General features: G+C 69.0%; 26 protein-coding genes. 14 read left to right on the plus strand and 12 right to left on the minus strand.

Annotated elements, in window-relative coordinates; translation table 11 throughout:
- Positions 1–139: 139 nt before the first annotated feature.
- From SK854_RS30375 to SK854_RS30385, 3 genes are read left to right on the plus strand one after another with little or no spacing between them, the layout of a single operon-like run.
- A complete protein-coding gene (locus SK854_RS30375) occupies positions 140–1,372 on the plus strand; it encodes a hypothetical protein (protein ID WP_319978533.1) in 1,233 nt (410 codons plus the stop codon).
- 12 nt (positions 1,373–1,384) lie between these two features.
- Positions 1,385–1,744 (plus strand): VOC family protein, encoded by a 360-nt coding sequence (locus SK854_RS30380; protein ID WP_319978534.1) that lies wholly within the window; start codon positions 1,385–1,387, stop codon positions 1,742–1,744.
- Between the two features lie 21 nt (positions 1,745–1,765).
- A complete protein-coding gene (locus tag SK854_RS30385; protein WP_319978535.1) occupies positions 1,766–3,106 on the plus strand; it encodes a dihydrolipoyl dehydrogenase family protein in 1,341 nt (446 codons plus the stop codon).
- Here the strand turns inward: SK854_RS30385 and SK854_RS30390 are convergent.
- The 3 genes from SK854_RS30390 to SK854_RS30400 are packed head-to-tail and all read right to left on the minus strand — an operon-like array spanning position 3,094 to position 4,637.
- Entirely contained in the window at positions 3,094–3,789 is a 696-nt protein-coding gene (locus tag SK854_RS30390; protein WP_319978536.1) for a TetR/AcrR family transcriptional regulator, read from the minus strand. The genes SK854_RS30385 and SK854_RS30390 overlap by 13 nt on opposite strands.
- Positions 3,790–3,814: 25 nt before the next feature.
- Positions 3,815–4,033: a DUF6343 family protein gene (locus SK854_RS30395; protein WP_319978537.1), complete on the minus strand. Its 219-nt coding sequence runs from the start codon at positions 4,031–4,033 to the stop codon at positions 3,815–3,817.
- A gap of 1 nt (position 4,034) precedes the next feature.
- A complete protein-coding gene (locus SK854_RS30400; RefSeq protein WP_319978538.1) occupies positions 4,035–4,637 on the minus strand; it encodes a hypothetical protein in 603 nt (200 codons plus the stop codon).
- A 135-nt stretch (positions 4,638–4,772) separates the two neighbouring features.
- Here SK854_RS30400 and SK854_RS30405 point away from each other — a divergent pair, with 135 nt between their 5' ends.
- A complete protein-coding gene (locus tag SK854_RS30405; RefSeq protein ID WP_319978539.1) occupies positions 4,773–5,201 on the plus strand; it encodes a MarR family winged helix-turn-helix transcriptional regulator in 429 nt (142 codons plus the stop codon).
- An 89-nt stretch (positions 5,202–5,290) separates the two neighbouring features.
- Entirely contained in the window at positions 5,291–7,558 is a 2,268-nt protein-coding gene (locus tag SK854_RS30410) for a HelD family protein (RefSeq protein WP_406601843.1), read from the plus strand.
- 69 nt (positions 7,559–7,627) lie between these two features.
- Here SK854_RS30410 and crcB read toward each other — a convergent pair whose 3' ends face one another.
- Genes crcB through SK854_RS30425 form a run of 3 tightly spaced genes read right to left on the minus strand, consistent with a single transcriptional unit; the run spans position 7,628 to position 8,716 of the window.
- The gene (gene crcB / locus SK854_RS30415; protein ID WP_319978540.1) at positions 7,628–7,966 is read right to left on the minus strand and encodes a fluoride efflux transporter CrcB; all 339 of its coding nucleotides are present in this window, start codon (positions 7,964–7,966) and stop codon (positions 7,628–7,630) included.
- Positions 7,963–8,292: a fluoride efflux transporter FluC gene (locus tag SK854_RS30420; RefSeq protein WP_319978541.1), complete on the minus strand. Its 330-nt coding sequence runs from the start codon at positions 8,290–8,292 to the stop codon at positions 7,963–7,965. The genes crcB and SK854_RS30420 overlap by 4 nt, the downstream gene beginning before the upstream one ends.
- On the minus strand, positions 8,273–8,716 hold the full coding sequence (locus SK854_RS30425) for a MarR family winged helix-turn-helix transcriptional regulator (protein ID WP_258950829.1): 444 nt from the start codon (positions 8,714–8,716) through the stop codon (positions 8,273–8,275). The genes SK854_RS30420 and SK854_RS30425 overlap by 20 nt, the downstream gene beginning before the upstream one ends.
- A 57-nt stretch (positions 8,717–8,773) precedes the next feature.
- On the opposite strand from SK854_RS30425, the gene SK854_RS30430 reads away from it, so the two are divergent.
- From SK854_RS30430 to SK854_RS30440, 3 genes are all read left to right on the plus strand, one after another.
- Complete coding sequence (locus SK854_RS30430) at positions 8,774–9,808, plus strand: MFS transporter (RefSeq protein WP_319978542.1); 1,035 nt, start codon at positions 8,774–8,776, stop codon at positions 9,806–9,808.
- A gap of 72 nt (positions 9,809–9,880) precedes the next feature.
- Positions 9,881–10,684 (plus strand): SAM-dependent methyltransferase, encoded by an 804-nt coding sequence (locus SK854_RS30435; RefSeq protein WP_319978543.1) that lies wholly within the window; start codon positions 9,881–9,883, stop codon positions 10,682–10,684.
- A gap of 54 nt (positions 10,685–10,738) precedes the next feature.
- Positions 10,739–12,712, plus strand: coding sequence for a putative bifunctional diguanylate cyclase/phosphodiesterase (locus tag SK854_RS30440; RefSeq protein ID WP_319978544.1), 1,974 nt, complete (start codon positions 10,739–10,741; stop codon positions 12,710–12,712).
- Here the strand turns inward: SK854_RS30440 and SK854_RS30445 are convergent.
- The 5 genes from SK854_RS30445 to SK854_RS30465 all read right to left on the minus strand — a co-directional run bounded on the left by SK854_RS30445 (position 12,678) and on the right by SK854_RS30465 (position 18,081).
- Positions 12,678–14,036, minus strand: coding sequence for an NAD(P)(+) transhydrogenase (Re/Si-specific) subunit beta (locus SK854_RS30445; RefSeq protein ID WP_319978545.1), 1,359 nt, complete (start codon positions 14,034–14,036; stop codon positions 12,678–12,680). The two genes, SK854_RS30440 and SK854_RS30445, sit on opposite strands and share 35 nt — an antisense overlap.
- Positions 14,033–14,299 (minus strand): NAD(P) transhydrogenase subunit alpha, encoded by a 267-nt coding sequence (locus tag SK854_RS30450; RefSeq protein ID WP_053737731.1) that lies wholly within the window; start codon positions 14,297–14,299, stop codon positions 14,033–14,035. The genes SK854_RS30445 and SK854_RS30450 overlap by 4 nt, the downstream gene beginning before the upstream one ends.
- Positions 14,296–15,393 (minus strand): Re/Si-specific NAD(P)(+) transhydrogenase subunit alpha, encoded by a 1,098-nt coding sequence (locus SK854_RS30455; protein WP_319978546.1) that lies wholly within the window; start codon positions 15,391–15,393, stop codon positions 14,296–14,298. The genes SK854_RS30450 and SK854_RS30455 overlap by 4 nt, the downstream gene beginning before the upstream one ends.
- Before the next feature lie 174 nt (positions 15,394–15,567).
- Positions 15,568–16,743: a nitric oxide synthase oxygenase gene (locus SK854_RS30460; RefSeq protein ID WP_319978547.1), complete on the minus strand. Its 1,176-nt coding sequence runs from the start codon at positions 16,741–16,743 to the stop codon at positions 15,568–15,570.
- A gap of 291 nt (positions 16,744–17,034) precedes the next feature.
- Entirely contained in the window at positions 17,035–18,081 is a 1,047-nt protein-coding gene (locus tag SK854_RS30465) for an FAD-dependent monooxygenase (protein WP_319978548.1), read from the minus strand.
- A 58-nt stretch (positions 18,082–18,139) separates the two neighbouring features.
- On the opposite strand from SK854_RS30465, the gene SK854_RS30470 reads away from it, so the two are divergent.
- The 5 genes from SK854_RS30470 to SK854_RS30490 all read left to right on the plus strand — a co-directional run bounded on the left by SK854_RS30470 (position 18,140) and on the right by SK854_RS30490 (position 22,669).
- Entirely contained in the window at positions 18,140–18,688 is a 549-nt protein-coding gene (locus tag SK854_RS30470; protein WP_319978549.1) for a TetR/AcrR family transcriptional regulator, read from the plus strand.
- Between the two features lie 107 nt (positions 18,689–18,795).
- Positions 18,796–20,355 carry an ABC-F family ATP-binding cassette domain-containing protein gene (locus SK854_RS30475; protein ID WP_319978550.1) on the plus strand — a complete coding sequence of 520 codons (1,560 nt, stop codon included), beginning with the start codon at positions 18,796–18,798 and terminating at the stop codon, positions 20,353–20,355.
- Positions 20,356–20,386: 31 nt separating this feature from the next.
- A complete protein-coding gene (locus SK854_RS30480) occupies positions 20,387–21,595 on the plus strand; it encodes a cytochrome P450 (protein WP_319978551.1) in 1,209 nt (402 codons plus the stop codon).
- Complete coding sequence (locus tag SK854_RS30485; RefSeq protein ID WP_319978552.1) at positions 21,592–21,783, plus strand: ferredoxin; 192 nt, start codon at positions 21,592–21,594, stop codon at positions 21,781–21,783. The genes SK854_RS30480 and SK854_RS30485 overlap by 4 nt, the downstream gene beginning before the upstream one ends.
- Positions 21,784–21,868: 85 nt before the next feature.
- A complete protein-coding gene (locus SK854_RS30490; protein WP_319978553.1) occupies positions 21,869–22,669 on the plus strand; it encodes a phospholipid scramblase-related protein in 801 nt (266 codons plus the stop codon).
- Here the strand turns inward: SK854_RS30490 and SK854_RS30495 are convergent.
- On the minus strand, positions 22,650–25,586 hold the full coding sequence (locus SK854_RS30495; RefSeq protein WP_319978554.1) for an AfsR/SARP family transcriptional regulator: 2,937 nt from the start codon (positions 25,584–25,586) through the stop codon (positions 22,650–22,652). The genes SK854_RS30490 and SK854_RS30495 overlap by 20 nt on opposite strands.
- A gap of 168 nt (positions 25,587–25,754) precedes the next feature.
- Here SK854_RS30495 and SK854_RS30500 point away from each other — a divergent pair, with 168 nt between their 5' ends.
- Positions 25,755–26,072, plus strand: a complete 318-nt coding sequence (locus SK854_RS30500; protein ID WP_319978555.1) for a hypothetical protein — start codon at positions 25,755–25,757, stop codon at positions 26,070–26,072.
- Positions 26,073–26,153: the final 81 nt, after the last annotated feature.

Raw genomic sequence — 26,153 nt, forward strand, 5'->3', positions numbered from 1 at the left:
CCTCCGTGAACATTGGCAGGCAATCCACCTAACGAGTGATCCACTTATCGGTGACGGGCATCACGCAATGTCTCGACCGGCTGCGTTGGGATGACCCCGGACCGCTACGGTGTCCCCCCGTGCGGAAAGGTAGGGACTCGTGCGGCTGATCCGTCTGGGCGCTGAACCCTCGGCCATTGGGGCGGACGTCCGTGCCGCCCTCACGGCCTGCGGCGCGGGTACCCAAGCTCTGGGTGGCGTTGCGCTCATCGGCGTGCAACCACCCGACTGCCCGGTGCCGCTGGACGCGATCGTCGTGCTGCCCAAGGGCGTTCTCGTGATCGTCGGCGTCGACCTGCCCGACCCAGCGCTGAAGCTGGAAGCACCGCTCGGCGGTCAGTGGACGATCGACGGCTGGCCGCTGGTCGCCCAGGACGGCGCGCCCAACCCGGCGACCGAGGCCGTGGCGGCGGCGACCGCGGTGGCGCAGCGGATCCAGGCGATGCGCGCGGAACCGCTCCCGGTGAGCACCGTCGTGGCGGTCGGCCCGTTCGTGGACCAGGTCGTGCAGCCGACGGTCGACCTCAACCGCGGCGTGCGGGTGCTGCACCCCAAACCGTCCACTTTGCTCAGTGCGGCCCGCGAACTCGCGACGTCGACCGTGCCCTGCACGGCCGACCACGCCGTGAAGCTCCTCGCGATCCTGCAGACCACCGGCACGCCGCCGGACGCGCGGTCACTGCTCTCCGAGGGTTTCAGCGACGCGGTGTCCGATCTCGCGTCCGCCAACACGATGCTGATCCCCAAGGCCGCGATGGGGCAGCTCATCTCGCGCAAACGCTTGCCGGGCAAGCTGACCTGGCCTTACCTAGCGGTCGCGGCGGTGGTCGCGCTGATCCTCGTCACCTGGCTGGTGGTGGCGCTGCCCGGCGACGACAAGCCGGCCGACGCGACGCCCGCACCGACGTCCACGCAGCCGACGACGGTGGTCGTGGACGGCACGACGTTCGTGCCGAAGGAGATGAAGAAGGACCAGGACTGCCAGGCACAGGCGTTCGGCGACGTGAAGGCGTGGCTGATCGCGAACGACTGCGGTGTGCTGCTGCGCGCCACCTACGAGACGACGGTGCAGGGCAAGCCGGCGACCGTACTGGTGGCGGACATGGACCTGTACGACGCGCCCAGCGCGAAGTCGTTGCACGCGGTCGTCGTGCTGCCGGGATCCGGTGGCGTGCACGGCCTGGACGGCAAACCGCTGGAGAGCGCGGCTTTCGCGAACGGCACCAAGGGCAGCCACGTGACGCTGGCGTTCGCGGTGTGGTCGGGCGGCGCGGGCGACCAGACGCTCGACCCGATCGCCAAGCAGGCGTTGCGGCTTCCCACCACCCGGTAGAGGGTGGAGGGCATGGTCGGACAACTTCGCTCAGTGGTGCTCGACTGCCCGAATCCCTCCGAACTGGCGTCCTTCTACGAGGAACTGCTCGGCGCCGAACGCCTTCCCGGAGACGACGACACCTGGGTGGTGATCGTCACCGGAGGCACGCGGATCGCGTTCCAGCTCGCGCCGGAGTACCAGCCACCCACGTTCCCGGATCCGCGCGGCTCGCAGCAGTTCCACCTCGACGTGCTGGTCGAGGACGTCGAGGAGGCCGAGCCGAAGGTGCTGGAACTCGGCGCGAAGCTGGTGAGCAAGGACAACGACGACACGTTCCGGGTGTACACGGACCCGGTCGGGCACCCCTTCTGCCTCATGTGGCTTTCCTGATCCAGGCCTAGTCTGGCGGCCATGGACTTCGACGTCATCGTCATCGGTGGTGGCCCCGTAGGTGAGAACGTGGCTTGGCGAACGGCCGCGGGTGGCCTGTCCACCGCCATGATCGAGAAGGAGCTCGTCGGCGGCGAGTGCTCGTACTGGGCGTGCATGCCTTCGAAGGCGCTGCTGCGTTCCGGGCACGCGCTCGCCGCCGCGAAGAGGGTCAAGGGTGTGGTGGGCGGGTCGCTCGACGCGGCGGCGGTGCTGGAGCGGCGCACCGGCTTCACCTCCAACTGGGACGACACCGGCCAGGTCAAGTGGGCCGAGTCGGAGAACATCCACGTCATCCGCGGCGACGGTGAGGTCACCGGCGAACGCGAGGTCACCGTGGGCGGAGAGGTCTACCGCGCCCGCCAGGCCGTGGTGGTGTGCACCGGCAGCGTGCCGAAGATGCCGCCGCTGGAAGGTCTTGCCGACACTCCTGTGTGGACTTCGCGCGAGGCCACGTCGGCCCGTGAGGTGCCGGAGTCGCTGGTCGTGCTCGGTGGCGGTGTCGTCGGCGTCGAGATGGCGCAGGCGTGGGCGCGGCTCGGCTCGAAGGTGAAGCTGGTGGTGTCCGGCGACCGGCCGCTGCCGAAGTTCGAGGAGTTCGTCGGCCCGCTGGTCGTGGAGGGGCTGGAGGAGGACGGCGTCGAGGTGCTGCTGGGCGGCCGCGCCTCGTCGATCAAGCCGGGCGAGCTGACGTTGCAGGACGGCCGGGTCGTGCAGGGGGCGCACATCCTCGTCGCGACCGGGCGGGTACCGGCGACCAAGGACGGCAAGCCGCTGACCATCGACGACTCCGGCCTGGTGTCCGGTGTGGACGGCCGGTGGCTGTACGCGGCCGGTGACGTCACCGGGCGGGCGCTGCTGACGCACCAGGGCAAGTACCAGGGGCGGGCAGTCGGCACGGCGATCCTGGAGCGGTCGCGCGGGTTCGAGCCGAAGCAGTGGTCGGCGGGCCAGGCGTGGGCCGATCACGTGGCCGTGCCGCAGGTCGTGTTCACCGACCCCGAGGTGGCGTTCGTCGGGCACACCGCCGAGGAGGCGCGGGCTCAGGGCCGCGACGTCAAGGTGGTCGACCTGGACATCGCGGTCGCCGGGTCGTCGCTGCACGCCGACGGGTACAAGGGCAAGGCGCGGATGGTCGTGGACGAGCGCACGCGGACGCTGGTCGGTGTCACGTTCGTCGGTCAGGACGTCGCCGAGCTGCTGCACTCGGCCACCGTCGCGATCGTCGGGGAGGTCACCGTGGACCGGTTGTGGCACGCGGTGCCCTCGTACCCGACGATCAGCGAGGTGTGGCTGCGGTTGCTGGAGTCCTACGGGCTCTGAATCGGATCCTGGGGCTTTTCCAGCACCGACCCCAGCATGCCGGTGAGCAGTTCGTTCGCCGTGCCGACCACATACGCGCGGTCGTCCTCGTCGACCCGTTCGGCGAGCTTGAACAGCGCGTCCGCGGTCTGCACGGCGATCCGGAACGTCAGCATCACCGGGGCGTCGCCGTGGGCGCCGAACCGGTTGACGAACATCTCCGCCAGCCGTTCGGCCATCAGCTCGTACTGGTCGACGCTGGAGTCGAGCCGGTGGCTGTCCAGCATGTCGCTGAACCGCACCCGGCCGAAGCCCGGCACGTCCGTCAGCATCCGCATGTACACCGCGACGATCTGCGCCATGGCCTCGCGCCACGTGTCCGCGATCAGATCCGCGGCGAACAGCTCCCCGACCTCGCGGAGATAGGTCTCCATACCGCGAAGTGCCAGAGCGTGCACAACGGATCGTTTGTCGGGAAAGTACTGATAGAAGGAACCAATGGGCACTCCGGCCACATCGACGATGCGAGCCGTGGTGATGTCGTCGTAGTCGTATTCGTTCAGCAGGCTCGCACAAGCGTCCAGGATCGCGGAGACAGTCGCCGCGCCGCGCTGTTGCACAGGCTGCCGGCGCATCACCCTGGCTAACCTGCCTTTTGCCGGATCTTCATGCACACGAACATCTTTATCCATAAGTGTGCTCATTGCCCAGCACAGGTTCCTGACAGGTTCAGCCCGGATCTCCGCGCCGTTTGCGATGAACCACCCAGCCGAAGTCAACGAGGCAGACGACGGCGAGTAGTAAAAGCAGGATTCCGAGCCAGGTGAAGTCGGCTCGCAGCGCCAGCCAGCCCGCGACCGAGTTGAAGACCAGCCCGAACCCGGCCAGCCACAACCGCAAGGTCAGCGCACTGCGCGGGGGTGCGGGAGGGGGCAGGTAGTCGCTCACCTCACCCGGTTTCCCGCAGCAAAGGGACCTCAACCCGCCTCAACTGGCGTGGAGGTTTCGTCACGTAAGGGCGAACGAGACGGGTCAGCGCCAGACCAGGAGCGATGAGCGGGACCACGGCGGTCAGCACGGCGGCGGTGATGCCCGCCCGCACGACGTCCTTCGGCATGACGGCGACGCGATCGACGACGAACGCGCGCCGCCCGGTGATCGACACGGCCGCGAGGACGAGCAGGAACACGACCATGCTGAGCATCGCCCGCTGCACCGCGTGCTCGTATCCGGCCGCCTCTCCCGCGACCAGCACGGCGAACCACCCGGCGAGAGCGGGCAGCTGACCCTGTTCGGTGGTGGCCGCCCAGCTCAAGCCGCCGAGCGTGGCGAGCCAGGCCAGGACCTCCGCGCGCTCCTGAGCCCATAGGGATGCCGAATCGAGGGGAATGCCGGTCCAGGCGAGTAGCCCGAGCGGGCTCAGGGGGTCTTCGGCGAGCTGGCCGAGCACCCAGGCGAGCGTCCACGCGGACAGCAGGACCGCCACGACGAGCTGCCACCGGGGCCGGCGCACCACGCAACGGGCGAGCCGGACGATCTCCGCACGCGTCATACCCCCACCTTGCCGTTTCCTGGTGGTTTGCGGAGAAACGTCACCCCAACGCTCACCCTGTCGGCCCCCGTCCGAGGCGGTTCCTCACGCAGCGCTATCCACGATCGGGGGACAGATCTTTTCTAGACTGACGACATGAGCATCGATCAGCTTCTGCGCCTTCCCAGCTACCTGATGCTCGGGCTGGTGAGGGAAGCGCGCCGGATCGGGCGAGCGGACCTGCGGGGCCCTCACCTGACGGTGCTCGCGTACCTCTCCGAGCAGGAGGCGGTGGCGCAGAAGCGGATCAGCGACCGGGTGCGGATGGACCCGAGCGACCTCGTGTCGGTGCTCGACGTGCTTGAGGGCTTCGGGTTCGCCCAGCGCAGACGGGACGAGAGGGACCGGCGGCGGTTCACCGTGTCGATCACCGAAGAGGGCAGACAGGCGCTGCTGGAGCGACTGGAGGCAGCGCGGGCACATGAGGACGAGCTGCTGGCGCCGTTGACTCCGCACGAGCGCGATACGTTGGCCACACTGCTGCGTAAGGCGTACCTGCATCACGCTGATATGCGTGTAGATTAGACAGTCTGCGCTCAGCGACCACAGCGCGGGCAGGACAGTGCGAATCGGAATAAAAGCCGACGCCGCATGATATCGAGAAATGAGGCAAGTTGTCAAGCCCCTCCGATGACCTCCGGCTCGCCGAAATGGAGCCGGAGCAGGAATACGTGGCCATGTTGTACGGCCGGCTCGACGACCTCCGCGAACAGACGTCGAAACGACTCGCACAATCGTTGCGACAAACCGGCGGCACGCATCAGATGCGGTCCGAGCGCGACACCTCCGTCGCGATGTACACAGATCAATTGGCCCAGTACAGCGCGGTCGAGAACGGACTCGCGTTCGGCCGGCTCGATTTCCACAACGAAGACCGCTTCTACATCGGCCGAATCGGTCTCTTCGACGAGGACAAGGATTACGAGCCGCTGCTGATGGACTGGCGGGCACCCGCAGCCAGGCCGTTCTACCTCGCCACCGCCGCCTCCCCTGACGGCGTGCGGCGGCGCAGGCACCTGCGGACCCGCTCGCGCAAGGTGATCGGCCTCGACGACGAGGTGCTCGACATCAACTCGGTCAGCCGCTCGTCCAAGGACAGCCTGACCGGCGAGGCGACGCTGCTCGCCGCGCTGAACGAGTCGCGCACCGGCCAGATGAGCGACATCGTCGCGACCATCCAGGCCGAGCAGGACAAGATCATCCGGTCCGAGCTCAACGGTGTCGTCGTCGTGCAGGGCGGGCCCGGCACCGGCAAGACCGCGGTGGCCCTGCACCGAGCCGCATACCTGTTGTACACACACCGTCGACAGCTGGCGAAACGCGGTGTTCTCGTCGTCGGCCCGAACACGACGTTCCTGCGATACATCAGTCAGGTCCTCCCATCGCTGGGCGAGACCGGCGTCCTGCTGTCCACGGTCGGCGAGCTCTACCCCAACCTGACGGCCACCGGCCGCGAGTCGGCAGCGGCGGCCGCGGTCAAGGGCCGCCTCGAGATGGCCGACGTGATCGCCGCGGCCGTGCGGGACCGCCAGGAGGCGCCGCCGTCCGTCGAGATCCGCTTCGACAACGACGTGCTGCGCCTGGACCGGCGGGCGATCGCCGAGGCACGGGGCAGGGCCCGCCGGACCCGCCGCGCGCACAACGAGGCGCGCCGCACGTTCGCCCGCGAGATCGTCTCGACGCTCTCGGGCATGGTCGTGAACCGGCTGGGTGGTCATCTGCTCGACAAGGCGGACGTGGACGACATCCGCCGCGAGCTGCGCGAGTCCCCGGAGGTCCAGGCCGCGATCTCGTCGCTGTGGCCGGTGCTGACGCCGTTCTCGTTGCTCTCGGAGCTCTACGCGAACCCGAAGCGCCGCAACCGCGCGATGTCGAAGTTCACCCGCGAGGAGCGCGACCTGCTGCAGCGCTCGACGGACGACTGGACGCCCGCCGACGTGCCGTTGCTGGACGAGGCCGCCGAACTGCTCGGCGAGGACGACACGGAGGCCAAGGCCCGCGCCGAACGCCAGCGCCGCCAGGCCGTCGAGTACGCCCAGGGAGTTCTCGACATCCTCGACCTGGAGGACGACGCGGACCCCGACATGCTGACGGCCACGGACCTGATGGACGCGTACCGCCTGGCAGAGCGGCACGGCGTCGACCGCTACGAGACCGCCGCGGAACGTGCCGCGGCCGACCGCACCTGGACGTTCGGCCACATCATCGTGGACGAGGCCCAGGAACTGTCGGCGATGGCGTGGCGCACGCTGATGCGCCGCTGCCCCAGCAAGTCCATGACGGTCGTCGGCGACATCGCGCAGACCGGTGACATCGGCGGAGCCACCTCGTGGGGTTCCGTGCTGTCGCCGTACGTGCAGAACCGTTGGCGCCTCACGGAACTGACGGTCAACTACCGCACGCCGGCCGAGATCATGGAGGTGGCCGCGGACGTGCTCGCCTCGGTCGACGCCTCCCTGGTGCCACCGACGTCGGTGCGGGAAACCGGTGTGGCGCCCTGGGTCTCGACGGTGACGTCGTACGCGTCCGAGGTGCCGGCACTGATCGCGCGCGAGGTCACCGCGGTCGGCGACGGCAAGATCGCGGTGATCGTGCCGGCCGCACTGCTGTCGTCGGTGGGTTCGTCGATCGCTTCCGCCGTTCCGGGGTCGTCCGTCGGCAACGAGCTGGAGGAGGCGCAGGTCGTGGTGCTCGGGGTGACCGACGCGAAGGGCCTGGAGTTCGACGCGGTGGTCGTGGTCGACCCGGACGGCATCCTCGCCGAGTCGCCGCGTGGCGCGTCGGACCTGTACGTCGCGCTGACCCGCGCCACGCAACGGCTCGGCGTCGTGCACACCGGGACGCTGCCGGACATGTTGTCCCGCCTGAAGGACGTTTCGTAACGGCCGAGCGAAAGCCTGGGTGGCGGCTGTTCGCCCCCCAGGCTCTCCCCAGGTCGTGCCGCGATGGGGTCAGTGCGCCAGAGCGAGACCGACGGCCGCCGCCCCTACTCCGAGCACCACGCTGACGACGACGTTCAGCAGGGCTGACCGGTACTTCTCCGCCTCCAGCAGCTTCACCGTCTCGTAGCTGAACGTCGAGTACGTCGTGAGCCCACCGCAGAACCCGACCCCGAGCAGCGGCATCCACGACGTCCCGACGACGAACCCGATGAGCAGGCACCCGACGACGTTCACCGTCAAAGTCCCGAACGGGAAGTCCGACGAGTGCCGCGACTGCACGAACCGGTCGAGCAGGTACCGACAAGGTGCACCCAAAGCAGCCCCGAGAAACACCACCAGCACGGTCACCGCGTCACCCGCAACCCGAGAAACGCCGCCAGCACAGCACAAACCGGCGTGGCGAGCAGCGCCCACGACCAAGACACCGCGTACGACGAGAACGTCGTGAAGCCGCCCAACATCCCGACCCCGAAGAACGCGCGCACCAACGGCTTGGGCACCAGCCCCATCAGCACGCCGATCAGAAACGACCCCAGCACGTTGATGACGAACAGCCCCCACGCGCCCGGCACGAACACCGACAGGCCGTAGCGCGCCACTCCCCCGAGCCCGCCGCCCAGCGACACCAACGAGACGAACGCCAGTGGTCGAGACTCAGGTCGTGGGTTCGGCAAGGTGCTCCACCAGGTGGTCCAGGGCCTTCAACGCGCGCACGACGTCCTCCCGTTCCGAGGACTCCAGCTTGCCCAGTGCGGCGCCGATCCGCTTCTCGTGTTCGCGCTGCCAGACGAGCAGCTGTTCGTGTCCACGAGGTGAGACGGATAGCCGGGCTACCCGTCTGTCCTTGGGGTCTCCGCCGCGGACGACGAGGCCCGAGTCGATCAGTTGGGACACCAGCCCGGACACCGTGTTGGGGGCCAGTCGCAGGGCCGCGGCGAGGTCACCGACCTTCATCGGCGGGCGCTCCGCGAGGGTCTGCAGCAGCTCTACCTGCGCCATCGGCAGGGATTCCCACGGCCAGTCGGCCCGGATGCTCGTCCGCAACGCCCGGCGCAGGCGAGTGACGACGTCGGTGAGCGTGCGGGCTTCGTCTGACATGCGGAAATCTTACTGAACGCGGGGCAATAGCTCTGTGTCAGATATAATCTGACCACGATGAACTGGTTCGTCACGGAGTCGCCCAGACCGGCGTGGATCGCCCGCCGGTCGTACGCGCCTTGGCTGGTCATCGCGACGGTCTGCTTCGGCGCGTTCATGGGTCAGCTCGACGCCTCGATCGTCACGCTGGCGTTCCCCGCGATGAGCGCCCACTTCCAGGCCGATCCGGAGTGGATCTCGCTCAGCTACCTGATCACGCTCGTGGCCTTGCTCGTCCCAATGGGCAGGATCGCGGACCGGATCGGCCGCAAGATCGTCTACATCTACGGCTTCGCGTTGTTCACCGGAGCGTCCATCGCGTGCGTGTACGCGCCGGGGTTCGACTCGCTCATCGCCGCCCGGATCGCGCAGGCCGTGGGGGCGGCGATGCTGCAGGCGAACAGCGTCGCGCTGGTCACCACGGCGGTCGCGCCCGAGCAGCGGCGCAAGGCGCTCGGAGTTCAGGCCGCGGCGCAGGCGACCGGGCTGGCTGCGGGGCCGTTGCTCGGCGGGTACCTGACCGAGAACTACGGGTGGCAGGCCGTGTTCGCGATCAACGTGCCCATCGGCGTCGTCGCGATGGTCATGGGCCACTACCTGCTCCCCCGCACGAAGACCGCGCGGGACAAGGGAAAGCCGACGTGGAAGGTGCTGCCGGGGCTGGTGGGCGTGCTGCTCACCTACGCCGCGTTGTTCGCGCCGATGACGTTGCTGCCGTTCACCATGAAACAACCCTTGGCACATATAGGACTCATGGTCGCTGCGCTGCCGCTCGGGTTCGCGGTCGCGGCCACGCTGCTGAACAGGACGGGGATCAGGACCGGAGCACTGATCACGGCTGTTGCGCTGATCCTGCCTGTGCCGCAGGTGATTCAGCTCGTCGTCGCGGGCATCGGGCTCGGGATCATCGCGCCGGCCTGCACAAAACGGGTGATGGGCGTGCTTCCGGACGGGTCGGCCGGTGTCGGCAGCGGGCTGGTCAACGTCGCGCGAGGCCTCGGCACGGCACTGGGCGTCGCACTGGCGACGCTCCTGATTCACACTTTCCAGTGATAGCAGCGTTCTGTTGGAGCAATGGCGCTCAAGCACTGCCGCACGCGTGTGGCGTCTCAGTAGCCTGGTCACATGTCTGAACGGGTGAGCTGGGTTCCGGAAGGCGTCGACACGGGCAGGCCGAGCGCCGCGCGCCTCTACGACTACCTGCTCGGGGGTGGGCACAACTTCGCCGCCGACCGGGCACTCGCCGAGAAGTTCCTGCAGGCCCAGCCGAACGCCCGCACGATCGCCCGGCAGAACAGGGCGTTCCTGCGCAGGGCCGTGCTGCTCATGATCGACGAGGGCATCCGCCAGTTCCTCGACCTCGGCTCCGGCATCCCGACGGTCGGCAACGTGCACGAGATCGCCCGCAAGGCCGACCCCGAGGCGCACGTCGTCTACGTGGACTTCGAGGAGGTCGCGGTCGCGCACAGCCAGCTCATCCTGGAGGGCGACCCGCTCGCGGCGATCATCCAGGAGGACATGACCAGGCCCGATGCGGTGCTGCAGGCGGCGCGGGACAGCGGTCTGATCGACTTCTCGCAGCCCGTCGGAGTGCTCACGGCCGGCGTCTTCCACTTCGTGCCACCGGAGGCCGACCCGAACGCGGTCGTGGCGGCCTACCGCGACGCCGTGCCCGCGGGCAGCTACCTCGCGGTCTCGCAGTTCACCCAGGACCTGCAGCCCGAGGAGATGGCCGGGATCGTCGAGGTCATGAAGAAGAGCCAGAACCCGATGTACCCGCGCACGAAGAGCGAGATCGAGGCGCTCTTGGCCGGGTTCGAACTGGTGGAGCCCGGCATCGTGCCGACGCCGTTGTGGCGGCCGGAGGGCACGGACACCGACGATCCGGACAAGGCGGGCATCTACGCCGCCGTCGGCCGGAAGGTGTAGTGCGCCTGTTGTTGTTGGCCGGACAGCGGTGAATCCGTACGCTCTGTGAACAGCATGGAACTTCCGGAACTCGCCGCCCGCTGGATGCACGCGCTGACTCCCACCGCGTACATCCCGCTGTCCCACGCCGAAATCGAGCAGGCGTTGCTCGATTCGCTGCGTGAGCTTCCGGGGTCGCCTGAATCGGTCGCCTATCGATTGGTGTCACTGCACGCAACCGGTCCCGACTCGTTGCGCGCCACGATCGAGGTCCTTTCGCCTGCGTTCGAACTACCCGTGCTGGCCCGCATGGCCTCCGCGTACGCCCAGGCAATGCGGATGGACGCGTTCGACCAGCAGGAGGAGATCAAAGTCGCGATCGTGCGGGCCAAACAGCGGGTCGAGCGCACGCTGATGGTCAGCCAGGCGCGGTTCCAAGAGGTGTTCGACTCCGCGGCACTGGGCATCGCGATCACCGACTTCACCGGCAGGTGCGTCCAGGCGAACGACGCGCTCGCCGAGATCGTGGGGCTGGAGTCGGGCGCCGACGTCAACGACCGCGACCTGCGCGACTTCTACCACCCCGAGGACGTGGCCGCCCTGGGCGCCTCGTACCGGAAGGTGCAGGAGGGGCACGTCGACAGGTTCCGCGACCAGCGCAAGCTGATCCGCGTGGACGGCGAACCGGTGTGGGTGCACCTCGCGGTGTCTGTGCTGCGCGACGCGGACGGCGAGCCGACGCACCACGTGACGATGGTCGAGGACATCAGCGAGCTGCACCTGTTGCAGCGCAGCCTCGACCACCAACTGCTGCACGACTCGCTCACGGGTCTGTCGAACCGCCAGCACTTCATCTCGCAGGTGGAACGTCAGCTCGACGGCCGGCCGATCACGTTGTACCACCTGGGCCTGGACGCGTTCTCGGTCGTGAACAACGGGCTCGGCCAGGAAACCGGCGACAAGCTGCTCAAGATCGTCGCGACCAGGCTGGGCAGGTTCGCCGCCGAGAAGGGCGCGATGGTGGCGCGGGTCGGCGGCGACGAGTTCGCGATCCTGGTCGCCTCGGACACCGTCACCTCGACCGTCGAGGAGATCCAGGAGGTCCTCGGCGAACCGACCTTCGTGGACGATCACGGCATCGCGCTGTCGGCGAGCATCGGCGTGGTGGACCGGCCGCCGGCGTTCGTCACGGCCGCCGAGCTCATGCGCTGCGCGAACTCCGCGCTGCGCCAGGCGAAAGCGCGCGGCAAGCGGCAGTGGGCGTTGCACGACCCGCACGACGATGCCCGGCGCCGCGGCAAGTACGCGCTGGCCGCGTCGATGCCGGGCGCGTGGGAGCACGGCGAGATCGAGATCGTCTACGCGCCGGTGCACGACCTGGAGACGAGCGAGGTGCTCGGCGCCGTCGCCCGGCTGCACTGGGACGACCTGAGCCACAACGACACCATGGCGCTGGCCGACTCGACGGGCCTGTCACTGCCGATAGGCCGGTGGCTGTTGCGGGAGGCGTGCGCGCAGGCCGCGAGATGGGTGGCGGAGTTCGGCGACCGGGCGCCCACGCTGCACATCGCGTTGGGCGCCTTGCAGTCCCGCGACGAGGACCTGGTCGCCGACGTCAAACGAGCGCTCGACGAGACGGGCCTGCCGGCCGAGCGGCTGCGGATCTCCCTGGACATCGCGTCGGTGCTGGCGGGCGACGACAACGCGGTGGTGCTGCACGACAACGGCATCGTCACGGCACTGGACGGGTTCCACGGCGGCCACGACGAACTGGCCGTGCTGACCGAGGTACCGGTCCGCTCGGTGATCACCCGCGCACCAGCGCCCAGCCCGGACTCCCCGCTGTACCAGGCGATGCGCGCCCTGATCGCGACCGTGCACGGCTTCGGCGTGCGGTTCGGCGTCGACGAGGTGCACACCCTCGCCGACGCCGAGCACTGGCGACAGGCGGGCGCGGACGGCGTGATCGGACTGCTGCCCGCCCTGACCGCGGCCGAGGTGACCGAGCTGCTGACTACAGCTGCTTCACCGCCGCCAGCAGCTTCGTGAGCGAGTCCTTCGCGTCCCCGAACAGCAGCGTCGTCTTCGGGTTGTAGAGCAACTCGTTGTCCACGCCGGCGAACCCGGGCCGCATCGAGCGCTTCATGAACACCACGGACTTCGCGCGGTCCACGTCGAAGATCGGCATGCCGTAGATCGGGCTGGTCGGCTCGTCCCGCGCGCCCGGATTCACCACGTCGTTCGCGCCGACCACCACGGCCACGTCGACCGACGTGATGCCGGGATTGACGTCGTCGAGCTCCTTGAGCTGCTCGTACGGCACGTCCGCCTCGGCCAGCAACACGTTCATGTGCCCCGGCATGCGGCCCGCGACGGGATGAATTCCGTACGCCACCGACACTCCACGCCGTTCGAGCTGCGACACGAGCTCACGGACGGCGTGCTGTGCCTGCGCGACAGCGAGCCCGTACCCCGGCACGACGACCACGTTGTTCGCGTATCCCAGCAGGATCGCGACGTCCTCGACCGTGCCCGACTTGACCGTCCGCTGCTCTTCCCCTTGCACCGCAACGGTCGTCGCTTTGAACGCGCCGAACAGGATGTTCGTGAGCGACCGCCCCATGGCCTGCGCCATCAGCCGCGTCAGGATGGTGCCGGACGCGCCGACGAGCGTGCCGGCGACGATCAGCAGCGTGTTCGCCAGCACGTAGCCGGACGCGGCGACCGCGAGGCCGGTGAACGCGTTGAGCAACGAGATCGCGATCGGCACGTCCGCGCCACCGACCGGCAGCACGAACAGCGCACCGAGGGCGAGCCCGACGACGGCGAGCAGCCAGAGCAGGAACCCGTTCGGCACCGCCATCGTCAAGGCGCACAACGCGACCGACGACACGGCGGCCGCGATCGCGAGCTGCTGCCCGGCCGGCAACAGCACCGGGCGGGTCGTCATCAGCTCCTGCAGCTTGAGGAACGTGACCACCGAACCGGAGAAGCTGACCGAGCCGATCAGCACCGTCAGCACGGTCGCGAGCCGGAACATGACGTCGGTGCCCGGCACCGCGAAGAACTCGGCCAGCGCCACCAGCGCCGCCGCCGCGCCACCGACGCCGTTGAACAGCGCCACCATCTGCGGGATGGCCGTCATCTTCACCGACCGCGCGGCCGGAATGCCCACCACGACACCGAGTGCGACGGCGATCAGGATCCACAGTCCGTTGTGGACGACGCCGTGCACGTACGCGGTGATGACCGCGACCAGCATGCCGAACGCGCCGATGAAGTTGCCGTAGCGCGCGTATTTGGGCGAGCTCAGGCCTTTCAGCGCCAGGATGAAGCACACGGACGCGACGAGGTACATCAGCTGGACCGTCATCGTTTGAACATCTCCAGCATCCGGTCGGTCACCACGAAGCCGCCGACCACGTTGACCGTGGCCAGGAAGACCGCGAGCAGCCCCAGAACCAGCTCCAGGGTGCTCTCGGCGGACCCCGTGATCAGGATCGCGCCGACCAGGATGACGCCGTGAATGGCGTTGGCGCCGGACATCAGCGGCGTGTGCAGGATCGTGGACACCTTCGAGACCACCTCGAAGCCCACGAAGACGGCCAGCACGAAGATCGTCAGCAGGTCGATCACGGCAACTCCTTGCGGATCTGACCGTCGTGGGTGAGGCAGCAGCCGTCGAGCACCTCGTCGGAGAGGTCAGGCCGCACCGACCCGTCCGCGATCATCAGCTTGAGCAGGTTCAGCACGTTGCGCGAGTAGAGCTTGCTCGCGTGCACCGGCATGGACGACGGCAGGTTCAACGCGCCGTGCACGAGCACCTCGCCGACCCAGGTCTCCTGTCCCGCAACGGAAGCAGCGCAGTTGCCGCCGGACTCCGCCGCCAGGTCGACCAGCACGGAGCCGGGCGTCATGGCCTTGAGCATGTCGGTCGTGACCAGCACAGGGGCCTTGCGACCGGGGATCGCGGCCGTGGTGATCACGACGTCGGACGCCGCGACGTGCTCGCCGATGAGTTCTCGCTGGCGTTCCAGGAACTCCTCGGACTGCACGGACGCGTAGACGCCGGACTGGGTCTCCAGTTCGAGTTCGAGGAACTTCGCGCCGAGACTGCGGACCTCCTCGCCCGCCGCCTTGCGCACGTCGTAGGCCTCGACGACGGCGCCGAGCCTGCGCGCGGTCGCGATCGCCTGCAGGCCCGCCACTCCCGCGCCCAGCACCAGCACCTTCGCCGGCGGCACGGTGCCGGCGGCGGTGGTGAACATCGGCAGGAACCGCGGCAGTCGTTCGGCGGCGACCAGGACGGCCCGGTAGCCGGCGACCAGCGCCTGGGAGGACAGGGCGTCCGCGCTCTGGGCACGGGTGACCCTGGGCAGCAGGTCGAAGCTGAACGACGTGACGTTCCGCCGCGCATAGACCTCTAGTAGTTCCCGCTCGCCTTGGGGCTGCAGAAAACTGATGGTGACCGCGCCGGGTTTGAGCTTCTCGGCCTGGTCGGTGGTCAGCGGTTGCACGGACACGACGACGTCGGATTCCGGCGTCGGGTCCTCGGGCGTCACGGTCGCCCCGGCCGCGCGGTAGGCGGCGTCGGGGGCGTGGGCATGACGCCCGGCGTTTTCTTGGACGTGCACGGTCAGTCCAGCGTCGACCAACGACGACACCGTTTCCGGTACGCAGGCGACTCGGCGCTCGGCGGGCCGCGACTCTGCGGGGGTTCCCACTTTCACCGTACGCACGTTACGCGATCAAAGGTGACCTGGGCCACATCACAGTTGCCAGTCCATCGCACCGGCCGATGTCAGGCACCCCACCAGCCCAATCGCCGGTACGACGCGCTCACCGAGCGTTCACGAGCGCCCGGACCCGGCCGCCGCCGCGGCCGGGGGAACGCGCCTTCCGAATCAGTGGGACACGGGGCATCCGGTGGGCTTGTCCGCGGGGAAGAAGTTCGGCAGCAGCTCACCGGAGTCGTAGTAGCGGTGGTAGACCGGCGTCACCCCGCCCGACACGGGTGGCACGATCCAGGACCAGTCGGCGGGACAGGATCGTCCCGCGGCCTCCTCCTTCTCCAGGTGGGTCAGGAACCTCTTCGACTCGGTGTGGTGGTCGGTGATCGTCACGCCGGCCTCGCCGAACGAGTGCAGGACGGCGCGATTGAGCTCCACGAGAGCTCGGTCGCGCCACAACGTCGCCTCCGACGACATGTCCAGGCCCATTCGCTTGGCGAGGTACGGCAGCAGGTCGTAGCGGTCGTTGTCCGCCAGGTTGCGGGCGCCGATCTCGGTGCCCATGTACCAGCCGTTGAACGGCGCCGACGGGTAGTCGATGCCGCCGATGCGCAGGCGCATGTTGCTGATGGCGGGAACGGCGTGCCACTTCACGCCGAGCGCCCCGAGCCACGGGAAGTCCGGGTGCGCCAGCGGGACCTCCAGCACGGCGTCGGCGGGGATCTCGACGAGCGCGGGGTCGTGGCCCTTGCAGGACACCATGAGCGGCAGCACGTCGAACGGGCCGCGCGTGGCGGGCGGTTGCCAGCCGCGCTTCACCGCGAGGTCGGTGAGCGCCAGGTTCCGCGCGTCGCCGAGCACTCCTCCGTCGGTGCCGCGGTAGGCGGCGTAGCGGATGATCTGCTCGTTGATGATCTGCGGCGCGTCCATGCCGGGCTCGGCGGGGGCGAAGATCGTGATGACGGGCCGGATCTTGCCCTTGTTCGTCGCGACGCGGAGGTGCTCGACGCAGTCCGCCGCCACGTCGGCGGGGGCCGAGACCTCGCGCTGGTCGCGCACTTTCAAGCTCCGCCAGTACAGGCGGCCGATGCAGCGTGAGCTGTTGCGCCAGGCCACACGGGCGCCGAAGGTCAGTTCGGCGGTCGTGTGGCGGTAGGTGCCGGTCGCGGCGATCTCCGCGTGCACCTCGGCCAGCCTGGCCTCGACGGGACCGAGTTCCGGGTGTTCGGCGTGGTGCTGCCGGACGAAGTCCTCAGCCTCGGAGATGTCGAACTCGCCGATGTTCTCGACCTGCGCCGGGGGAAGCGCCGTGAGGGAACGGGGCAGCACATCAGTCGGGACGGGGGTCATGGCGAGGCACCGTAGTTGCGCTTTCGTGGAGCGGGAACCGCCTGTCGCGTTACGCCATCTGGATCACTGGACCGCGTCCGGTACGCACAGCGATTACTTGATACCGCAACCGGGTGACAATGGACGCTACAAAGGGTGGTTCTCGTCCGTTATCGCGCCGACATCAAACATTGACCAGTGATTCAGCTCACCACTGGATTCGACCCGTTCGAGTGAACTTCACGATTCCACCGCGCGGAGACCACCGCGCGCATCGCACTGACGTGCTCCGTGCCGTCCATTGTGTACGCATCATCGTGGCATCGCGGGAATCTCCCACGTGGAGAACCGGGTCATCCCCCGCACGGCCAGCGACGACGGCACCACCCGGAAGGCGAAGTTCCGCAACGCCAGCGCGATCGGCGACCGGACCTCGATGCCGAACCGGCCCGCCATCCGCGAGCCCTTCCACACCGACTGCGAGCGCGGCCTGCGCAGCGCGTCGTAGCGAGCGAGATCACCGTCGACCGAGGCCAGCGTCACCGCGTCCTCCAGCGCCATGCAGGCGCCCTGTCCGAGGTACGGCGTCATCGCGTGCGCGGCGTCTCCCAGCAGCGCCACCCTGCCCTTCACGAACGTGGGCAGCAGCGGCAGTTCGTAGATGTCGTGCCGGATCACGTCGGCTGTCGAGACGATCAGGTGCGGCAGCGGGTCGTGCCAGTCCGCGAACAACGAGACCGGGTCCAGGTCGGCCTGGGCGGGCGCGACGACCGCGACGTACCAGCAGACCCTGCCGTCGCCGAGCGGCAGGACGCCCGCCTCGCCTCCGGGGCCGAGCGTCTGCGAGAGGGGCAGGTCACAGGGGCCCGGCGCCACCCCTCGCCACGCCGTGGCGCCCGCGTACACCGGTCCCGGCGCGTCGGGGAGCAGTTCCGCGCGCAGGCGGCTGTTGATGCCGTCCGCCGCCACCACGAGGTCCGCGTCGAGGTCGTCGGCGCTGGTCACCTCGGTGTCGGTGCGGAGGATCTCGGACGGCAGCGCGCGCAGCAGGACACCGTGCAGGTCGGCGCGGTGCATCGCGATGACCTTCTCCTGGCCGACGTCGGGCAGGTGCACGAGCCAGCGCCCGTCGACCGCCCGGACGCCGCCGGACACGCGTGGCGTGCCCAGCCGCCGGACCTCGTCGGCGACGCCCATCCACTTCAGCGCCCGCAGCGCGTTCGGCATCACGCCCACGCCGGCGCCGATCTCGCCGAAGGCGGCCGCGCGTTCGTGGACGACGACCTCCCAGCCGACGCGGCGCAACGACACCGCCGCCGCCAGCCCGCCGATGCCGCCACCCACCACGATCGCCTTCATCGCATCCTCCTCTACAGGTGTAGAGGACTCTACATCTGTAGACTACAGCTGTAGAGAGATGAGGAGCACAGTGCGCAAGGACCTGATCACCGACGCCGCGATCCAGCTCGTCGCCGAACAGGGCATGCGCGGGCTCACCCACCGCGCGGTCGACCGTCAGGCAGGGCTGCCGGAAGGCTCCACCAGCGCGTACTTCCGCACGCGCAAAGCGTTGATCGAGGGGTTCGTGGCGCGGCTCGCGGACCAGGAGCGGCTGGACGTCGTGCCCGATCCCGACGACGTCGCGGGCAGCATCGCGAGGACGCTCGACAGCTGGCTCGTCGAGCGGAACAGGACGCTCGCGCGGTACGCGGCGATGCTGGAGGCCACGCACCACCCCGAGCTGAAGTCGATCATGGTCCACTCCCCGCGCGAGCAGGCCACCGCGATCGCGAAGATGCTGGGCCACGAGGATCCCGAACGGGCGGGCGCGCACTTCACCGCGTTCCTGGAGGGCCTGCTCTTCTACCGGCTCGTCGGCGGCGGCAGCACGGTCGGGCCGGAGCCGGGCACCGAGGAGAGCGTGCGGGACCTCCGCAAGGCCGTCGAAAAAGCGTTGCGACCGTAAGTACCGTGGGTTTCATGGGATTCGGGTACGGGGTCTTCTACCTCTGATCACGGACGTGTGCCACCGCGCTACACGTCCTGATTTCGCGTACCCAGAAGAGGATTCCCGTGCGTTCGCACGTTCATTTGACGACCCAAGATCTCACCAAGGGCTATGAGGCCGGGCCCGTCGTCGACGGCATCTCGCTGAAGGTCTCCGCGGGCCAGCGTCTCGGCATCATCGGCGAGAACGGCCGTGGCAAGACCACCCTGCTCCGGTTGCTGGCCGAGGACCTGGTGCCGGACCAGGGAACTGTCACCCGGCACGGTTCGTTGAGCCTCGTGCAACAGGAAATGCCGTTCCACGCAACCGAAACGGTGGGGGACCTGCTGTCCGAGGCGCTGCGCGAAAGCCGTCAGGCACTGTCCGAACTGGACGGTGCGGCGGAGCCGTTCGACGAGCAGCGTTACGAGAAAGCCCTGGCCCACGCGGAGAACATCGAGGCGTGGGACGCCGAGCGCCGCGCCGACATCGCACTCAAGGCCCTCGACGCCGACCACGCCAGGGCGACCAGGCTGTCCGGGCTCAGCGTCGGGCAGCGGTATCGCGTCCGGCTCGCCTGCCTGCTCGCCGAGCGCGCGGACGTCCTGCTGCTGGACGAACCGACCAACCACCTCGACGCGCACGCGCTGGCGTTCCTGACCGAACGCCTGCAGCAGCACCATGGCGTCGTGGTGCTCGTGAGCCACGACCGCACGCTGCTGGACGACGTCTGCACCCAGTTGCTCGACCTCGACCCGTCCCCGGACGGCGAGGTGCACCTGCACGGTGGCGGCTACCGGGCGTTCAAGGAGGCCAAACGTGCCGAACGCCGGCGCTGGGAACAGCGGTTCGCCCAGGAGGAAGCCGAGCACGGCGAACTGGCCGAGAAGGTCGACCGCGCCCAGTCCCGCCTGATCGACGGCTGGCGTCCGCCGAAGGGCACGGGCAGGCACCAGCGCACCACCCGTGCGGCGAACAAGATGCGCAACGTCGCACGCCGGTTGGAGGAACTGGACGACCAGCGCGTCGACGCTCCCCCGCCGCCGATGCGCTTCACGCCGCCGGAACTGGAGGCGAGCGGGGACCTGCTGCACGCCACCCCGCTCGAAGTACCCGGAAGGCTGACCCTCACCGAGCCGATCTCCCTCAGCGCGGGCGAGAAGCTGCTGGTCACCGGCCCGAACGGGGCGGGCAAGTCGACGCTGCTGAACGTGCTGGCGGGCCGCCTGCGGCCGTCGAACGGCACGGTGCACCACGTCGGCCGGGTCGCGTTGCTGGCCCAGGAGTCGGCGTTCGAGAACGAGGACGCCACAGCCGCGCAGTTGTGTTCGCGGGTGGGGGAACTCGGTCTGCTCAGAGGAAAAGACCTGGTGCGCCCGGTCGGCCGGCTGTCCACTGGACAACGCAGGCGCCTGGAGCTGGCGATCCTGCTGAGCAGCGCTCCGCACGTCCTGCTGCTCGACGAACCGACCAACCACCTGTCGATCGCCCTGGTCGGCGAACTGACCGAAGCACTCGACCAGACCCGTGCGGCGGTGGCCGTCGCGACCCACGACCGGCAGATGCGGACAGATTTCGGTTCGTGGCGGTCCGTGGCCCTCGATCCACCTTCACGGAGTCATGAAAGTTCTGTAGCTTCGAAATAGGTCCTCTACCGAGCACTGGGAGGTGTGCGAGATGACCGAACTGATCTCCGAGAAACTGCCCACTACGCGCCAGAACCCGTTCGACCCGCCCGCCGAGGTCACGGCGATCCGCGAGCAGGCCCGCATCAGCAGGCTGAAGTTCGCCGACGGTCACCTCGGCTGGTTCGTCACCGGTCACCACCAGGTGCGTGAGGTCCTGGGGAGCCCGAAGTTCACGAACGACCCCTCCAGGCACCACCTGCTGGACGTCAGGTTCCAGGGCGAGGCACCGGCGGAGAGGCGCAAGGTCGAGCCGGGCATGTTCCTGAACCAGGACGCGCCGGACCACACCCGGCTGCGCAGGATGTTGCAGGGCCAGTTCACCGTCCGGCGGATGAACCAGCTGGCCGAGTGGATCGGCACGATCGTCGACGACCAGCTCAAGCACCTGCGGACGTTCGACGGCCACGCGGACCTCGTGAAGGAGTTCGCGCTTCCGGTGCCGTCGCTGGTGATCTGCGCGATTCTCGGCGTCGACTACGACGAGCGGCACAGGTTCCAGGAAGACACGACGAAGATGCTGAGCCTGGAGTCGACGTTCAAAGAGGCCATGGAGGCGATGGCGCGCATCCAGGAGTTCATGCGCGAGCTGGTCGTCCGCAAGAAGGCCGACCCGGGCGACGACATGATCAGCGATCTGCTCGCCACCGGTGAGCCGACCGACGAGGAAGCGTCGAACATGGCGCTGCTGCTCCTGCTGGCCGGCCACGAGACCACGGCGAACATGCTGGGCCTCGGCACGTTCACGCTGCTGCAGCACCCGGACCAGCTCAAGATCCTGCGCGACGAGCCGGAGGTCGTCGACAACGCCGTCGAGGAGCTGATGCGATACCTGTCGATCATCCACTTCGGACCGACGCGCACCGCCGTCGAGGACGTGGAGATCGACGGTCACCTCATCAAGGCCGGTGACACCGTGGTGATGCACGTACCGGCGGCCAACCGCGACCCGGAGAAGTTCTCCGGCAACCCCGAGGAGCTCGACCTGCGCCGCCCGGCCGGCGGCCACGTGGCGTTCGGGCACGGCATCCACCAGTGCCTGGGTCAGCAGCTCGCCCGCATCGAGATGCGGATCGGTTTCTCCAGGCTGTTCCAGGAGTTCCCGGACCTCCGGCTCGACATCGACCCCGAGGAGGTGCCGCTGCGCACCGACATGGGGATCTACGGGGTTCACTCGCTGCCAGTAGCGTGGACGGCATGAAGATCTCCGTCGACCAGACGAAGTGCTGCGGTTCGGGAATGTGCGTTTTGACCGACCCCGACCTCTTCGACCAGAGCGAAGACGACGGCACCGTCGTACTGCTGGAAGAACACCCCGACGCCGCGCACGAGGCCACCGCGAAGGAAGCGGCGAGCCTGTGCCCGGCGGGCGCGATCACGATCAGCTGATCCGCGCCGCGTTGAAGAGCGGCCAGGCGACACCCGTGCCCCGTCGCCTGGCTCCAACGACCGCGCGAAGTCGTACGCTCTCGGCATGAACACGGCCCCGGGCTGGTACCCGGACAACGCCGACCCGCGTTTCGTGCGGTGGTGGGACGGCACCCAGTGGACGCCCCACGTGCAGCCGCGCCAGGAACAGGCCGACGCCCACCACGCCGAGGTGCAGATGGGCGGCACCGGCCAGGACCGGGTGGCGCGGCAGGTGCAGCGCGCCGGCGTCCAGGGCGTCGTCGGCGGAGGCGGTGGCACCCTGTTCACCGAGCCCGTCCTGGTCGTGAACCAGAAGGCGAAGCTCGTCGAGATGTCGAACTCCTACGTCATCTACGACCAGCACGCCCGCCACATCGGCACCGTGGAACAGGTCGGTCAGTCCGGCGCCGCCAAAGCCCTGCGCGCCTTCACCAAGATGGACGCGATGCTCGACGTCCGCCTGGAGATCCGTGACGTGCAGGGACTTCCGCTGCTGCGCGTCACCCGTCCCGCGACGATGTGGAAGTCCAAGGTCCTGGTCGAGCGCGGCGACGGCATGCCGATCGGCGAGATCGTGCAGGAGAACGTCTTCGGCAAGGTCCGCTTCGCCTACGTGTGCAACGGGATGAAGGTGGGCGGCATCTACGCGGAGAACTGGCGCGCGTGGAACTTCTCGCTGCAGGACCACACCGACACCGAGGTCGCGCGCATCACCAAGACCTGGCAGGGCATGGCGAAGGCCATGTTCTCGACGGCGGACAACTACGTCGTGCAGTTCCACCGCCCGGTGCCGGACCCGTTGCTCAGCATGATCATCGCTTCCGGGGTCACGGTCGACACGGTGCTCAGCCAGAACCAGGGCTAGTCGCCAGGCGGAGTTCGTCCACCTCGGCCTGGAACCCGGCCGCCGTCAGCGTTTCCTCCGCCTGCCGCCAGTGCTCGCGAGCCTCGTCCAGCCGCCCGGCCCGTTCCAGGGCGTTGCCCAGCACCCGCAACGACCGCCCGAACTCCGGCGGCGACCCCATCTCGCGGGCCTGTTCCATGGCCAGGGACGCCAGCGTCAGGGCCTCCTCCGCCGAGGTGGTCATCCCGGACCTCAGACGCCACACCCAGATGCGGCCCTGCCGGTCGTCGTGCTCCTCGAAGAACTCCCAGGCCTGCCGCAGCTGGTCCTCCGCGAGGGAGTCCTGCCCGGACCGGATCAGCGTGTCCGCCAGGAACAGCCGGATGTTCGCGGCCAGGTCCGGGTCGCCGAACTTCTGCGCGGCGGCGAGGGAGGCCCTCAGGAACTCCACCGACAGCGTCAGCTCGCCGGTGAACTGGTGCAACCGCCCCAGTTCCAGCGTGGCCATCAGCTCGCTCTGCGAGTCCCCCATCTGCCCGGCGAGCCGGCAGGCCCGCTCCAGGTAGCCCTGCGCGGCGACCAGTCCGCCGGCGCGGCGCTCGATGGCGCCCAGCGAGCACAGCACCTCGATCTCGCCGTGCGGGTTGTCGGAGGCGGCGAACCGCGCCTTGGCCTCGCGATGCGCCTCACGGGCTTCCGAGGACCGTCCGCTCCACTCGTGCATCCAGCCCATGCCGTACCAGGCGTAGGCCTCGCCCCACACGTCTCCGGCGGCGGCGAAACCCTCCTGTGCGGCCTGGAAATGAGCCGAGGCCGCGGCGTAGTCGTGCAGTCGGGCGCTCAGGATCCCGCGCTGCTGGAACAGCATCGGCCGGCGGGACTCGGGCGCGCAGGACAGGCCGAGGTCGTTGATCTGCTCCCAGTCGTCGAACCGGGCCCGCAGGTCGCAGAACGCCGCCGACCGGATCGCCAGCTCGGCGGCCAGGACGCCCAGCCCCAGCGCCGCCGCCTGGGTGATCACGGCGTGGATGTTCAGCCACTCCGCGTCGAACCAGTCGGCCGCGTCGCCGAGGTCGAACCGTTCCAGCTCAAGGGGTTCCAGCCGGACGCCCTGGTGCGGCAGCTCCGCGTCGGCCCGCATCGCGAGGTCGAGCCACTGCTCGAACAACTCCTGGAGCGCGACCGCCGGGTCCTCGGAGGCGGCCTCCCGGCCGAAGGCGCGCAACAGGTCGTGCAGCCGGTACCGCACCTGCCCCAGCCCGTCGCGGCCCGCGTAGTCGACCAGGCGGGCGTCGACCAGCGCCTCGACGTGGTCCTCGGCGTCGTCGAGATCGAGGCCCAGCAACGGGGACGCGACCCACGCCGGGAAGTCCGGGGTGTCCACCAGGGACAGCAGCCGGAACGCGGTCTGGTGCGTCTTGTCCAGGCCGTCGTAGGACAACGCGAGTGAAGCCCGCACGTCGAGGTCGCCCAGCGACAGCTCGTCGAACCGGCGGCGTTCGTCGGACAACCGGCCGGCCAGCTTCGCGAGCTGCCAGTGCGGACGCGCCACCAGGCGGGCCGCGGCCACCCGCAACGCCAGCGGCAGCTTGCCGCAGTAGGTCACGATCTCCTGCGCGGCACCGGGTTCGGCGGCGCACCGGGCCTCGCCGACCGCGGCCCGCAGCAACGCCAGCGCGTCCGCGGACGGCAGCACGTCCAGCGGCACGACGTGCGCCGCCTCCAGCCCGGCCAGCGCGGCCCGCGAGGTCACCAGGGCGGCGCCCGAGGTGGTCCCCGGCAGCAGCGGCCGGACCTGGGCCTCGTTCACCGCGTTGTCCAGCACGACGAGAATCCGCCGGTCCGACAACAGGTCCCGGTACAGATCGATCCGATCCTCCACAGAGGACGGAATGGCGCCACCCGACACGCCCAGGCCGCGCAGCAACCGGTCCAGCGCCGCTGCGGCCTCGACGGGCTTCTGCTCACCACCGCGCAGGTTCAGGTACAGCTGCCCGTCGGGGAAAGCGTCCCGGACGGCGTGAGCGCAGTGCACGGCCAGCGACGTCTTGCCGACGCCACCAGGCCCGGTGATCGTCCACGTCCCACCGGCGCGCAATCCGGCGGTGAGCCGCACGACCTCCTCGGACCGCCCGGAGAAGTCACCGACCGCGGGCGGCAGCCAGGACGGTCCGGACTGGACGGCCACGGGTGCAGAAGAGCCCGCCAGGACCTCCATGTGCAGGGCGCGGAGCTCGGCGTTCGGGTCGATGCCGAGCTCGTCGGCGAGCACGTCGCTGGCCCTGCGGTAGACGTCCAGCGCCTGCGCCTGCTGGCCGGTGCGGTGCAGGGCGAGCATGAGCTGGTACCAGAAGCGTTCGCGCAGCGGGTGTTCCGCGACGAGCGAGCGCAGTTCGTCGACGATCTGGTCGTGCCGGCCCAGTTGCAGCTCGGCGTCGTTGCGGCGTTCCAGCACCTCCCAGCGCTGTTCGTTCAGGCGCTGCACGTCGGTCTGTTCCATCCGCAGCGACGACACCTGGTCCAGGGCCGGTCCGCGCCACAACGCCGCGGCCTCGCCCAGAAGCCGCGCCTCCGTCTCCAGATCGGGCGCACGGCGGGCTTCCGCGCGCAGCCGCTGGAACGTCAGCAGGTCGAGCTGGTCGTCCTCGACGTGGATCGAGTAGCCGGTCGGCCACGTGCGGACGAGTTTGCGGTCGGCCAGGTCGTCCAGCGACTGTCTCAACCGCATGACGTACGTCTGCAACGTCGCGCGCGCCGCACCTGACGGCTCGTCGCCCCAGAGGTGTTCCATCAGCTCGTAGGACGAAACCGGCGCGTTCGCCTTCATCAGCAACGCGGCGAGCAGGACACGCTGTTTGGCCGAGCGCAGCTCCACCGCCCGGCCCGAGTCGGTGACCTGCAACGATCCGAGAACCTTGAACTCCCACCGGCGTTGCATGGGCCCGATCCTAACCAGCCGGTAACCCGAGGTGTCAGCGAAATGTCAGCGGGCCGCGTGATGCTTCTCGCCCATGAAGCGGACAACCTTCCTGGCCGTCGCGGCGTTGTTCCTGGGAGTGGCCATGTCCGGCCAGGCCCAGGCCGAGAACGCCCCGGCTGCGGACCGGTGACTCCGATCGGCACCACCGGCTACCTAGGTTCCGGCGGGCAGAAGTGGGCCTCGGTCAAGCAGTTCAAGGGCTGCGGCAAGAACTGGGCCTACATCTACACCTGGAACGGCGTGCACAACGCGGGCGCGCCCTACACCCCGCTGTTCTTCATCATCGCGAAGTGGGGCAGCGAGTCGTACGCCCACGGGGGCGGCTACCGGCAGCAGGAACTCTGGTCGCACGGAACGGACACCCTGGACACCTGCACCAACGCGTACGCCGAGTGGTCCTCCGGCGCCGCGACCTACCGCGCCGAGACCAGCATCCGCTGCTGACGCACCAGACCGGAGCGGCGTCTTGGCCCCCCAGCGGGGCGCCGCTCCTCCCCAGACGGTGTCGCCGGGGCCCGAAGCCCA

It is taken from the genome of Lentzea sokolovensis (assembly GCF_033949975.1).
Taxonomy (GTDB): Bacteria; Actinomycetota; Actinomycetes; order Mycobacteriales; family Pseudonocardiaceae; genus Lentzea; species Lentzea sokolovensis.

What these genes read in the sequence shown, in the direction of transcription:
- SK854_RS30445 (WP_319978545.1), bottom strand. Translation starts at nt 14,036, where the DNA reads ATGACGGTCCAGCTGATGTACCTCGTCGCGTCCGTGTGCTTCATCCTG.
- SK854_RS30435 (WP_319978543.1), top strand. Translation starts at nt 9,881, where the DNA reads ATGTCTGAACGGGTGAGCTGGGTTCCGGAAGGCGTCGACACGGGCAGG.
- SK854_RS30400 (WP_319978538.1), bottom strand. Translation starts at nt 4,637, where the DNA reads ATGACGCGTGCGGAGATCGTCCGGCTCGCCCGTTGCGTGGTGCGCCGG.
- SK854_RS30405 (WP_319978539.1), top strand. Translation starts at nt 4,773, where the DNA reads ATGAGCATCGATCAGCTTCTGCGCCTTCCCAGCTACCTGATGCTCGGG.
- SK854_RS30440 (WP_319978544.1), top strand. Translation starts at nt 10,739, where the DNA reads ATGGAACTTCCGGAACTCGCCGCCCGCTGGATGCACGCGCTGACTCCC.
- SK854_RS30430 (WP_319978542.1), top strand. Translation starts at nt 8,774, where the DNA reads ATGAACTGGTTCGTCACGGAGTCGCCCAGACCGGCGTGGATCGCCCGC.
- SK854_RS30465 (WP_319978548.1), bottom strand. Translation starts at nt 18,081, where the DNA reads ATGAAGGCGATCGTGGTGGGTGGCGGCATCGGCGGGCTGGCGGCGGCG.
- SK854_RS30485 (WP_319978552.1), top strand. Translation starts at nt 21,592, where the DNA reads ATGAAGATCTCCGTCGACCAGACGAAGTGCTGCGGTTCGGGAATGTGC.
- SK854_RS30470 (WP_319978549.1), top strand. Translation starts at nt 18,140, where the DNA reads ATGAGGAGCACAGTGCGCAAGGACCTGATCACCGACGCCGCGATCCAG.
- SK854_RS30390 (WP_319978536.1), bottom strand. Translation starts at nt 3,789, where the DNA reads ATGAGCACACTTATGGATAAAGATGTTCGTGTGCATGAAGATCCGGCA.
- SK854_RS30425 (WP_258950829.1), bottom strand. Translation starts at nt 8,716, where the DNA reads ATGTCAGACGAAGCCCGCACGCTCACCGACGTCGTCACTCGCCTGCGC.
- SK854_RS30490 (WP_319978553.1), top strand. Translation starts at nt 21,869, where the DNA reads ATGAACACGGCCCCGGGCTGGTACCCGGACAACGCCGACCCGCGTTTC.
- SK854_RS30480 (WP_319978551.1), top strand. Translation starts at nt 20,387, where the DNA reads ATGACCGAACTGATCTCCGAGAAACTGCCCACTACGCGCCAGAACCCG.
- SK854_RS30380 (WP_319978534.1), top strand. Translation starts at nt 1,385, where the DNA reads ATGGTCGGACAACTTCGCTCAGTGGTGCTCGACTGCCCGAATCCCTCC.
- SK854_RS30495 (WP_319978554.1), bottom strand. Translation starts at nt 25,586, where the DNA reads ATGCAACGCCGGTGGGAGTTCAAGGTTCTCGGATCGTTGCAGGTCACC.
- SK854_RS30460 (WP_319978547.1), bottom strand. Translation starts at nt 16,743, where the DNA reads ATGACCCCCGTCCCGACTGATGTGCTGCCCCGTTCCCTCACGGCGCTT.
- SK854_RS30385 (WP_319978535.1), top strand. Translation starts at nt 1,766, where the DNA reads ATGGACTTCGACGTCATCGTCATCGGTGGTGGCCCCGTAGGTGAGAAC.